This is a genomic window from Bradyrhizobium sp. LTSPM299, from assembly GCF_000938235.1.
Lineage (GTDB): Bacteria > Pseudomonadota > Alphaproteobacteria > Rhizobiales > Xanthobacteraceae > Bradyrhizobium.
The window spans coordinates 173305-184882 of record NZ_JYMU01000005.1 but is presented as its reverse complement, the minus strand read 5'-3'; the positions used below and the strand labels follow the sequence as shown (position 1 = coordinate 184882).

At 57.7% G+C, this 11578-nt stretch carries 10 protein-coding genes; 6 read left to right on the top strand and 4 right to left on the bottom strand.

What is annotated here, in order from left to right:
* Positions 1-590: 590 nt before the first annotated feature.
* Positions 591-929 (bottom strand): hypothetical protein, encoded by a 339-nt coding sequence (locus UP10_RS43865; RefSeq protein ID WP_156179593.1) that lies wholly within the window; start codon positions 927-929, stop codon positions 591-593.
* A 560-nt stretch (positions 930-1489) separates the two neighbouring features.
* Here UP10_RS43865 and UP10_RS00965 point away from each other — a divergent pair.
* The 6 genes from UP10_RS00965 to UP10_RS45670 all read left to right on the top strand — a co-directional run bounded on the left by UP10_RS00965 (position 1490) and on the right by UP10_RS45670 (position 7735).
* Positions 1490-2704, top strand: a complete 1215-nt coding sequence (locus UP10_RS00965; protein WP_044585567.1) for a glycosyltransferase family 4 protein — start codon at positions 1490-1492, stop codon at positions 2702-2704.
* Positions 2704-3696 carry an NAD-dependent epimerase/dehydratase family protein gene (locus tag UP10_RS00960; protein ID WP_044585566.1) on the top strand — a complete coding sequence of 331 codons (993 nt, stop codon included), beginning with the start codon at positions 2704-2706 and terminating at the stop codon, positions 3694-3696. Before UP10_RS00965 ends, UP10_RS00960 begins: the two co-directional genes overlap by 1 nt.
* 114 nt (positions 3697-3810) lie before the next feature.
* On the top strand, positions 3811-4638 hold the full coding sequence (locus tag UP10_RS00955; protein WP_044585565.1) for an FkbM family methyltransferase: 828 nt from the start codon (positions 3811-3813) through the stop codon (positions 4636-4638).
* A gap of 83 nt (positions 4639-4721) precedes the next feature.
* Positions 4722-5726 carry a glycosyltransferase family 2 protein gene (locus tag UP10_RS41915; protein WP_050043519.1) on the top strand — a complete coding sequence of 335 codons (1005 nt, stop codon included), beginning with the start codon at positions 4722-4724 and terminating at the stop codon, positions 5724-5726.
* The gene (locus UP10_RS00940; protein ID WP_044585562.1) at positions 5723-6736 is read left to right on the top strand and encodes a glycoside hydrolase family 16 protein; all 1014 of its coding nucleotides are present in this window, start codon (positions 5723-5725) and stop codon (positions 6734-6736) included. The genes UP10_RS41915 and UP10_RS00940 overlap by 4 nt, the downstream gene beginning before the upstream one ends.
* Positions 6737-6847: 111 nt before the next feature.
* Positions 6848-7735, top strand: a complete 888-nt coding sequence (locus UP10_RS45670; RefSeq protein ID WP_082076935.1) for a class I SAM-dependent methyltransferase — start codon at positions 6848-6850, stop codon at positions 7733-7735.
* A gap of 259 nt (positions 7736-7994) precedes the next feature.
* On the opposite strand, the gene UP10_RS00930 is transcribed toward UP10_RS45670, so the two are convergent.
* The 3 genes from UP10_RS00930 to UP10_RS00920 all read right to left on the bottom strand — a co-directional run bounded on the left by UP10_RS00930 (position 7995) and on the right by UP10_RS00920 (position 11339).
* Complete coding sequence (locus UP10_RS00930) at positions 7995-8876, bottom strand: polysaccharide pyruvyl transferase family protein (protein ID WP_044585561.1); 882 nt, start codon at positions 8874-8876, stop codon at positions 7995-7997.
* A complete protein-coding gene (locus UP10_RS00925; RefSeq protein WP_082076930.1) occupies positions 8873-9730 on the bottom strand; it encodes a glycosyltransferase family 2 protein in 858 nt (285 codons plus the stop codon). Before UP10_RS00925 ends, UP10_RS00930 begins: the two co-directional genes overlap by 4 nt.
* A gap of 103 nt (positions 9731-9833) precedes the next feature.
* Positions 9834-11339 (bottom strand): lipopolysaccharide biosynthesis protein, encoded by a 1506-nt coding sequence (locus UP10_RS00920; protein ID WP_082076929.1) that lies wholly within the window; start codon positions 11337-11339, stop codon positions 9834-9836.
* Positions 11340-11578: the final 239 nt, after the last annotated feature.

Below are 11578 nucleotides of genomic sequence, written 5' to 3'. Positions count from 1 at the left end.
GAGGCACGGTAGCCCAACGGTAGTTCCGGGGTGCGATCGGGCCTCCTGATTTCACAATGTGGGTTCTTCGCGATCAGGAACTACTCATGCCAAATGCGAATCGCTCACTCCGGTTCCACTTTCTCGCGCAGGACGCGCCCTCCAATCGAGTGCCTAAGCAAGCAGTGCAGGCAGGTGCACTCAAATGAGCGTTACGACAGATCCGGTTGAGGCAAATCCGATTGTGGGGCGGGTTCCGCCAGCCCTAAATCGAATCCTCAAGTTCCGGAATATCCGTTACGGCAAACGCGTATCGAGCATGCGGCGATCTGGTAGGTGCGCCCGGCCGCTGAAAAATGTCGCAACAAGACGACGTCGATATGGGCAACTTGGACGATTTGACGTCGTCCTGTTCATAATCGAAGGATCAGTATCAATCAACCGTTGCAACTTTATTGTTAAGTTGCACGGACTTCGATTAATGATGTGCCGCGCACGCAAAGGACGTGTGGCCACTCGATAGCTTGAGCGTGCAGGATTCTACGCCCATCGCACCGGATCTGTACGCAGCGACGAGCGATATGAATATGTTCCCGAATCGATGGGCCCGGTCAGGGCTTGTCCTGCGCAAGCTCATCGGTTGGATAAAACCGAGCCTTATGCGCCTCGGACAGAACCTCTCCGGTCGACGACCTGACCTGAGCCGTCCACTGGTACACGCCTGGATTGCATGGCCCAAATGTTCGAAATGTCCCGGATGGCAGAATGCCATTCTCCGGAACCGGCAGTTCCTGCCCTCCCATTTCCCTGACACCCTGGGTCAGCGTGAGTGACAGGCTTCTGGCGCCGTCCGGAATGTTTCGAAGATGAATTTCCGGATTCGGGAATAGCGTGACGCAACCCTTGGCCCCGCCCCAGGAAAAATCCAATGTCATGGAATCTGCAATCACTGGGTAGCATCCAGCAAACCAACCGGCCAATGCGACAGCTATGAACCTTGTTGACATTGGGACTCCAAAGATCAGCCCTACTCTACCCCAGCGGCACGCTGCGGGCGCATCCGTCTGCCTTGCCTGCTCGATAGAACGGAAGAGTGATAGGCCAGCATAGGCGCGCGATCAAGTTACCGTTGCGGTAGGCCTGCCTTATGTGGCTGCTTTGAGGCAAGTATGCGATGCCTTGACGACTTTTGAGCTTGTGGGTGTGGTGGTTGCTCCTCACGTCTGCTACTTGGCACCGAATTTGAATTGATCCCGACACAAGATTTTCTTACTCGTCGAATAGAAGGCGCTACCATGGAGCACTGCGTTGATGTCCAATATTCAAGCAGGGTGCCTCCAAAACAGAACGTGCGAAGGCATGTCAAACCGCGTAGCGTTCATCAAAGTTCGAAATTGAGGATAATGCAAACCGAAGACAGACGACTGCGATCCGCCGACGCATGGATAGTGATCTCGCGTCGCGGGCATTTTCATAGCGGCTATATTTCGGTTGCGAGATTGGTGCAGTTATGAAAATCCTCGTGCACGACTATGCCGGGCACCCGTTTCAGGTCGATCTCAGCCGCGAACTGGCGTTCCGAGGGCACGAAGTCAGCCACGCTTACTTCCACGGTGACCTCGGCCCGAAGGGCAAGCTCGAGAGATCGTCGGCCGATCCCGACCGACTGTCATTTACCGGCGTCAAGCTGTCGCGCCCTTACGACAAGGCGTCCTTTGTGCGCCGCAGGTTCGACGACGTCGCCTACGGAAAAGCGGTCGCGAAACTGGTGCATTCGGATAAACCGGACATCGTTATTTCCGGCAATACACCGACAGAGGCGCAATCGGCTATCGTCAACGCTTGCAAGCAGATTGGCTCAAAATTCGTGTTCTGGGTTCAGGATTTCTACAGCGTTGCCGTATCGCAGCTGCTGCGCAAGAAGCTGGGGCCGCCTGGCGCCATGGTCGGTGCCTATTACCGGTTTCTTGAGCGACGGCAGTTTCAGAGCTCCGATGCGGTCGTCGTCATCACGAACGCCTTCTCGCCTCTCGCGAGCAAGTGGACCGGCACAGAGGACAACGTCTTTGTAATCGAGAACTGGGGTGCGCTGAACGATATTACGCCTTACCCGAAAGACAACGAGTGGGCCCGCAGTTACGGGCTGCACGAATCGTTCAACTTTCTCTATTCGGGTACACTTGGGTTGAAGCACAATCCCGACCTCCTGGTACAGCTTGCCAAGGCCGTGAAGGGGCGCGCCAATGTTGTGACTGTCAGCCAGGGCGTTGGCGTTGCTCATCTGGAGCAAGCCAAGGCTGAGTTCGGGTTAGATAATCTCATCTTGCTACCGCTGCAGCCTTTTGCGAGTCTTCCCATGGTACTCGCGACCGCCGATGTCGCCGTTGCGACGATCGAACCGGAAGCAGGAATATTTTCGGTGCCTTCAAAGGTGCAATCCTATTTTTGCGCCGGGCGTCCGGTCCTGCTCGCGGCCCCCAAGGAAAATCTCGCTTCCGAATTGGTTCGCCGCAATGGCGCCGGATTGGTCGTTGATCCAGTGGATCAGTCGGCTTTCCAGGCGGCTGGCCTGCGGCTTCTCGATGACGAAGCCTTGAGAGCAAATGCCGCTGCCAAAGCGAGGTCATTTGCCCTCGACAACTACGATATCAAAACGGTAACGGACCGATTTGAAACAGTATTTGACTACGCTATCGGTGCGAAAACTGCGGAAAGGAACGTCTAATGGCGACGAATAATATACCCACCGCTCTTGTCTGCGGCGCAGGGGGTTTCATTGGTGGGCACCTGGTCAAGCGGCTCAAGCGTGAGGGCTTTTGGGTGCGTGGCGTCGACCTAAAGTTTCCACCATTCGCGGAGACCGAAGCCGACGATTTTGTTGTCGGCGATCTTCGTGATCAAAATTTCTGCCGACTGGTCACTGACCGCAAGTTCGACGAAGTATATCAGCTCGCCGCGGATATGGGCGGTGCCGGCTACATCTTCACTGGCCAGCATGATGCCGACGTGATGCACAATTCGGCAACCATCAATCTCAACATGCTTGATGCTTGCCAAAAGCGGAACGTGCGCGGCATGTTCTATTCGTCGTCGGCTTGCATGTATCCCGAACATAATCAGAAGGATCCCGACAACCCGAACTGCGCGGAAGATTCAGCTTATCCGGCGGCGCCCGACAGTGAATATGGCTGGGAGAAGTTATTTTCGGAGAGATTGTATCTCGCCTACAATCGAAATTATGGAATGCGAAACCGCGTTGCGCGCTATCACAACATCTTCGGGCCCGAGGGCACCTGGGAAGGTGGCAAGGAGAAGGCACCCGCCGCGGTATGCCGCAAGGTTGCCCAGACCCCCAACAACGGCGAGGTCGAGATTTGGGGCGATGGCACCCAGACGCGCTCGTTCCTGTATATCGATGAATGTCTGGAAGGTACGATCCGCCTGACGCGGTCAGACTTCGAGGGTCCGGTCAACGTCGGATCGGAGGAGATGGTCACGATCAACCAACTCGTCGATCTCGTATCCGACATCGCCGGCAAGAAGGTGATCAAGAAGCACATCCCCGGACCACTCGGCGTGCGCGGGAGGAACTCGGACAACCGCCTGATCGGCCAGAAGCTCGGCTGGAAACCATCTGCAACGCTCCGCTCCGGTCTCGAGAAGACCTATGAATGGATCGAACGGCAGGTTCGCAGCAACACCAGGGCGGCCGCCTAAGGGGGGTCCAACCGGCCAGCTTTCACAACGTATGAGGACCGTTTGCGCAGCGCAACAGGCGAAGGCCGACATGATCATCTGGAGGCGTCGATAGTGTAACCAGCAGGTGTTTCTATGATTGCAGATTTGATTTACGACGTTGGCATGCACAAGGGCGAAGACTCGGCGTTCTATCTCAAGAAGGGGTTCAAGGTTCTCGGGATCGAGGCTAGCCCGGAGTTGGTGCAGCACTGCCAGGCGCGATTTCGCAACGAAGTCGCGAGCGGGCAATTGCGTATAATCGAGGGAGCAATCGCGCCGGAGGCCGAAGGACCCACGATCACCTTCTACAAGAGTTCAGACTCCGTACTAAGCACCATCAACAAGAACAGAGCAGAGCGCACCGAGAAGCTCGGCCACAAGAGTGAATGCATCGTTCTTCCACGCATCGACACTGTCGACATCTACCGCTCCTTCGGAGTGCCCTATTTCCTGAAGGTCGACGTCGAAGGAGCCGATCAGCTGGTATTGGATGGACTGAAGCAGCAGCCCAACCGCCCTCAGTATATCTCGGTTGAGTCCGACAAAGTCGACTTTAACGAGGTAGAGGCCCAGCTTGGCCTGTTGAAGGAGCTTGGATACCGGAAGTTCAAAGCCGTACAGCAGCAGCGAATTCCAGGATCGCGAGTTGAGACTAAGGCGCTTGATGGCTCAAAGGTTAAACATGTTTTCGAAGGCGGCGCCTCCGGTCCATTTGGCGAGGATCTCGGCGGTCGATGGCTGGACTTTGACGGTATCATTCGCCGCTACCGATCGATATTCCGGGATTATCGGTACTTCGGCGACGGCTCCTTCCTAGCCAAGTTTCCTATCTTAGCCTTGCCGTTCAAGGTGATCTACAAGCTCTGCACCGGCCAACGCGGCTCACTGCCCGGTTGGTACGATACCCACGCCAGCCTGTAGCGAGCGCACTCGGCAAGATCGCTGTCACTTTGAGAGGCGAGCTGCCACTGCCCCGCCCTCACCGCTTTGGAGATGCGTAGGACATGACTGTGGATGCTGATCCAACCAGAGAGATCGAGGTATCGATCGTAATCTGCACGCGCAATCGTGCAAGCCGCCTGTCGGGAACGCTCGGCGCACTGCGCGCGTTGTCCACCGGCCGCCACTACGAGGTGATCTGGGTGGACAACGCGTCGACCGACGATACGGCCGCCGTTCTGCAGCGTGAATTCGCCCACGACGCGGTATCAAGATATATCCTCGGCGAACAGATAGGACTGGGCGCTGCCCGCAATCTCGGCTGGCAAAACGCGCGCGGCAGGATCGTCGCCTTCACGGATGACGACTGCTATCCTTCGCCGGACTATGTCGACGCCATACTCGCGGCGTTTGCCGACCATCCCGATGCCGGCGTGATCGGCGGGCGTATCCTGCTCCATAATCCGAAGCACGCGCAGGTGACCATTGACGAGGGCCAGACAGTTCGCAAATACCAGAGGCGATCCTATGTACGGCCAGGCGTATTGCAGGGCGCAAACATCGCGTTCCGGCGCGACGCGCTTGTGGCTGCCAACGGCATGGACCCGGAGCTGGGCGCCGGAACACCATTTCCCTGCGAGGACATAGATGCCATCGTAGCAGTGCTTTGGGCCGGCTATGAGGGCTATTTCGATCCTCGTCCGATCGTGCGGCATGATCATGGACGCACTGTGGCCGATATGCCCGCTTTACTGCGCTCATACGACCGGGGCCGCGGTAGTTTCTATGCCAAATACATCTTGCGACCCGACACGCGGCTGACTATTTTGCTCGGTTGGCTGTGGTCGGCTTGGCACCGGCGTAACTGGGCCGGTCTGCGGGTGCTACGGATCGAAATGGCCACGGCCGCGCAATATACGCGTTCCAAACGGCGCTATGGTGCGCTCTTGATCGCAATGCCGATCGGCGCACTCGTGTTGAGCTTTCAGTTCGTGGTCACCTGCGCGTCCGAAGCTTTGTCGCGCCTGGCAAAGCAGCTCAACGCTCATTCGCGCCGATTGAAGGCATGACGACAGCGAGCCGGCCCGTCGTCGTCACGGGAGACGATCAAAATGATGTTCGCCGCCAAACAATGAGTGCCACAAGGCGACAATTCCTCATCCGCGCCACAGCCGCCGGCCTCACTGCCGCATCCTCTGCCCTGTGCGACGCGCAAGCACAGACGCCAGCTCCTCCATCACGCCGCGAGCTTCCACCGCTTCCGACCGGCGGCACGGTGGTTTTTTCAGATGATCTCCTCGCTCCGGACTTCGCCAGCGACAGCGGCTTTCGTGTGGACGGGAGGCCCTGTTGGCAGAGCCGGCTTTCCAAGACGCGGCAGCAGGTCGGCAACAGGGAACTCGGTTACTACGCGGATCCGGCTCTTAACCCGGAAGCTAAGGTGTGGGGCCTCGATCCATCGACTGGGCACCGCTTCATTCAAGCCGAATACATCCCGGAGGGGCTTTCGGATGGCCGGGCTGGCAAGATCACTCTGGGGTGGCAGAAAGAATCACCCATCACCTATACCGCAGCGATCATTACGTCGCAGACGTTCTTCAACCGGATCACAACTGGAAGCTATGTCGAGTTTGATGTGAGGCTGTCGAAGATCGCCGGAAGCTGGCCGGCGCTGTGGCTCTTGCGCTCCGGCAAGTGGCCGCCAGAGATCGACATCATCGAAGCCTTCATCTCCTCTTCCGACTATCCGCGGGATGGCGTGGCGACCAATCTTCACTGGGTGAGCAGCAAGGGGCATGAATCTTCGAGCGCACCGATCAAGTTGAGCAACTTCGAGCCGGGCGCTGATATCTTTACGCACTTCAATCGGTTCGGCTGCTTTCTCGGGGAAACCGAGATCGTGTGGTACTTCAATGGTAAACCCTATCGGGCCACGGCGAATTTGGTGGGCCCAGGTCCGTGGTACATGCTGATGGATGTCGCTGTGGGCGGACTCGTGGCGGCGCCGAGCGACCCGTCTGCTTTTCCCGCACGGATGTACATCCGCGGCGTGAAAGTCGTACAGTTTGGCAGCGCTTGAGAACGACAGGCCGACTACCCGACATGCGTTCGGCAGAAAGCCGCGATCAAAAGGCCATAATTCGAATTAATGATGTCTTTGAAACGCCCACGTTTCGATGGGATCCTCTTCATGCTGCATCAGATCAAGAAGACCGTTCGGACGGCTACGAAGTTGGCCGGCTTTGACCTGCACCCCTATTCCAAGACAAATTGGAAATGGGGTTACGGCGTCGATGAATACTATCCTGTCGACCCGAAGCCACGCTGGGGGTTTGGACATCCTCCTCACGGCAAGCTTGCAGAAGTGATTGAGCGTGGCCGGGCCGACTATAGCAGTCTCATTCAAGCATTCTCAGGCTGCCGCGACATTTATTCGAAGATACCGCTCACCAGCGACGAGCTATCCACGACACCCAACTGGCAGAACGTCTGGTTCAAGGACTTCGACGCGGTTGCCCTGATCGGATTTTTGGTCACGCGAAAGCCGATGCGCTACTTCGAGATCGGGTCCGGCAATTCGACGAAGTTTGCGCGCTTTGCTATTAATGATGCAAAGCTTCAGACCACAATCACTTCTTTGGACCCTCACCCAAGAAATTCAATTGACGTCTTATGCGACAACGTGATCCGGCAACGTCTCGAAGATTGCGACCTTTCTCTATTCGATCAATTGCAAGCCGGTGACGTCCTGTTTTTTGATGGTTCACACCGGGCGTTCACAAATTCCGATGCAACGGTGTTCTTCCTTGAACTGTTACCGCGCCTTGCCTCCGGCGTCATCGTTCAGATCCATGATATCTTCCTTCCCTGGGATTATCCGCCGCGCTGGAACAAACGACTTTATTCAGAGCAATACCTCTTGGCCGCAATGCTGTTATGCCACCAACAACCCTTCAAGATACTCCTGCCGAACTGGTTTATTGAACAGGACGAGCGCCTTCGCGCTCAAGCTAAAGAAATCACCAAGCCGTTAGGCTGCAAGTCGGAAGGGTATTCGTTCTGGTTGGAGACGGTTTGAGCGATAGTATCCACGTTGTTCGCTCGACGTTCGCGTGATTGGGCCTAGCCAGCCCAGCCGTCCAAGATCGACTGTTATGGAAGGCGCATAGATGGGTGGGCAGCGTTCCACCTCATGTCAAGCATACGTTACAAGCGGAACAACCTTCGTTGCTTCGCTGCTCCCAGCGATCCGCATGCCTTTCCCTCTCGAATGCATATTGCCGGATTGAAGGTCATCCAGTTTCGAAGATGCCGAGACGAGACGCACCGAGTCTCGTTCAACGATGAAAGTCTCGTCGGATCTGATCGGCCGCGGCCTCGAGCTTTGAGACGGCCTTTTCGAGCGCAATGTCGGAGCTGAGCACGGGCTCCATTTCGCTCAGCCGCTGCAATCCGCGCGCGGCGACATAGGGCAGCGCGCTGTTCGCCGTGCCGACGGCGAGCTGAATCAGCCCGTTCTTGCTGGACATCCAGTTACCATCCCTACCCGTCCTCGAAACCCAGAGGTCGTGCAACGTCGCAGGAAAGGTGGCGTACGGTCTGAGCTCGATCTTCAGAGCACCGGCCCAATCCGACCATTTGAATCGATGAGATCGGTGGAACGGAAGAACTGGCACCCACGGTACCCGGAGCGCATCCGCGACAATGGCGCCGTGCATTGCCTCCGTAATGACCGTGCTCGAGGCCTGGATCATTTCGAGGACCCGGTCAACCGGCCAACGCGGGTCGATCAGTTCGACGTCGGCCAATTCACAAGCCCTGGGCCAATTGCCGTTCAACAGGCTCTGCCAATGCGGGATGTAACTGAACTTGAAGCGCTTTGGGACGTCTTCCCTCAAGTGACGATTGACCAGCACGGCCGCATCGGCCGCGACGAGACGCGCGTTGAGTCCCAGCGCTTCCGCGGTCAGCGGCCCGCGCACACAGTAGATCTTCCAGCGGTCGTCGAGCCGGGGAGCCGCGGTGTACTGGCCAAATCCCGACCCGAACACCACCTTCAGGGCCTGCTGCGGATGATGGTCGAAGAGGACTGAACCGATCGCGAGGAACAGGGTCAGATCATCTTCATCAAAGAAGCGCGGGAAGACCTTCGGCATGAGCACATTGTTCAGATCGTCACCAAAGTTCGGTGCGGTGCTCTGGTAGTAGTAGAGTTTCATGATCGCGCCTGACGCAGCATGGTCGAGTAATATTGCACGGCCCCTCCGAACAGGGGCCCAACGGCAGCCCGCTTCCTGATCTGTCTACGGATGTCCCGCGCAATCTCCACGACGGTCGCAGGTGCATGGGTCGTCAAAAGATGCTTGGCGTAGACGGCGCCGGCACCGATGTCATAGTAGTGCCCGCGAACGAACGCCTCATTGTCAAAGCGGCCATGATCATGAGCCACGCTTGGTTCCGGGAAATACCCGCCCGTCCAGCCGGCATATGACGCCCTGACAGCGACTTCCCATTCCTCGCCGGCGAACGGAGTGCCGGCCCCAAAGCGGTCGTCGAACATGCCGGCATCGATCAAACACTGGCGCCTGAACGCCATGTTGGAGCCTTGGACAAACCCTCGCTGGACGAAAGTGGACGAGGTGAGAATCTGTGTCGTGGTGCTGGTGTTGCAACCAAGCGACGACTGCCGTGCGTCGTACGGCAGGATTCTTCCGGAGCCAAAGCCCAACCCGGGATCTTGCGCGAATACCGCTTTCCAGGCGGATGCAAAATCCCTGTGCGGATAACAATCGTCGTCGATGAATAGCATGATCTCGCCGGAAGACGCCGCGATCCCGGTGTTTCGACCGGCCGAATTGCCCGGCTTGGTTTCCTGGATGGCACGCCACAGATTTGGGTTGGCCCGGCAGAACTCCTGCATTGCGGTCAAGGTGCCATCCGTCGAGCCGTTGTCGACCAGCACGACCTCGATGGCATCCGCGCCGTCCATCGAGCGAATATGATCCAGGCATTTTTCGACGGTCCTCATTCCATTTCGAGAACACAGGACCAACGTTAGCGCAACTTCGTGCATTCTACTTGCTCGGACCTTCGTCAATTTCGAGAACCGACCGACACACCGTGACGGACGTCGGATAACATTATGGTTATTGCCTCAGGGGGCGCAACCAACGTATTCAACCAGGCTTCGACACAACTCCGCGCTGGCCCCGTGGCTTGAACCCGATAGAACCCGCGAGCAGCTTCGCGACATCCATCGTCTGGTCCCTGGCGATCACCAGCATCGCCCCGACATACGACACTGCGCCAACCGCAACCATGACACCTAGCGCAAGAACGGGCGGAAGCTCCGGAAGAAGGTGCCTCGTGCCGGCAATGCACGCGACCATGACAATGCAGGAGCCCATCGGGCCGACGAAGACCCGTAAATACGCCGACACCGGTTCCGCCAAGAGCCGAGACGTCTTGATCACCGCAAACGGCCATCTGGCGATAGTCGCGATCAGGACGGCTGCCAATAGCGCGGTCACGCCGAATCTCGACATCAGCAGCAAGATCGCCAGTGTGACTATTCCTGCGGCAAGCTGGTAATAAAACCACCAATGAGCATGCCCGCGGCTGTTGATGAGACTTCCCTGAATCACACCGATGCAGGCCATCGTGCCGAGGCCGCAATACAGCCGGATCGGTTCGACCGTATCGACCCAGCGCGATCCGAATATGACAGGGACTGCAAGGTCCGCGATCATCGCAAACCCGATGAAGACCGGAAACGATAACGCCGAGGACAGAAACGTCGCCAGCAAATAGCCCTTCTTGACCCGATCCACATTTTCCTGAACGGCCGAGAACATTGGATGCGCCACCGCACCGATCGGCGTTGCCAGGACGTTGAGGATCATCTGGAACAGGTTCCGCGAAAAGGCGTAGATGCCCGCTTGATGCGGCCCAAGGTAAAGCCCCACGATCGCGGGGTCCGCCTGTGTCGTCAGGGCCTGCATGGCCCGAGTACCCGATGAAAACGCGCCATAACGCGCGAGCGATTTGAGTGCGTCCAGGCTGATCCGGAATTTCGGCCGCCACCCCGCTCCCCACATGGCGGCCACGGCCGCGGTGACGGACGACGACAGCTGTGCGACGAGGAGAGCCCAAATGCCATAGCCAGCGAGGAGAAGGAGCACCGTCAGTGCCGCCGACACCACCGTGGCGAGCAATGTCCGGCCAGCAATCAACTCAAAGGACATTCTTCGCGTGATGATGGCCTGCGGAACAATGCCGGCGGCGTCTGCGAACAGCCTCAGCCCGGCGACCGGAAGCAAAACCGCGATCCATTCGGAGCCCAGCATTCGGCTGAACAGTCCGCTGGAAACCACCAGCACGGCATACGCGACGAGCGCGCAGATCGATGCCACCCAGAACGTTGAGTCAAGATGGGCGTCGTCCACGGACGACCTCTGAACGATCGCCTCCGCGAAACCGGTCGGCAACAGCACTGCGAGCAGCGCCACCAGACTGCCAGCAAGGGCCACGACACCGAACTCGGCCGGACCGAGGTAGCGCGAGGTCACCAGGAAAACGAAAAAGCCGACGAGCGACGGTACGATCGAGTTGACGCCCGACCAAAACACGCCCCGAATGGCGCGAACAGCGTGCGTTTGGTTGCCGGGTTCAGTGTCTACCATTTGCAGAATTCTTCCCAGATCATAACGTTCCCGGCATGATTACGGATGGTCGCATGCAACCACGCAACGACATCCTTGCGCGAAGGTAATTGCCCAACAAGCAGTTTTCGACGTCCATCCAACTCGATTGCCATCAGACGCTTCCAGGAGAAGGGGATGAGCGGAAGGCGCGCCCGGCTCGGGCCACGTGATCCATCCACTGCCAACCGACCAAGCGGACAATTGGTAAGCTAGCACAG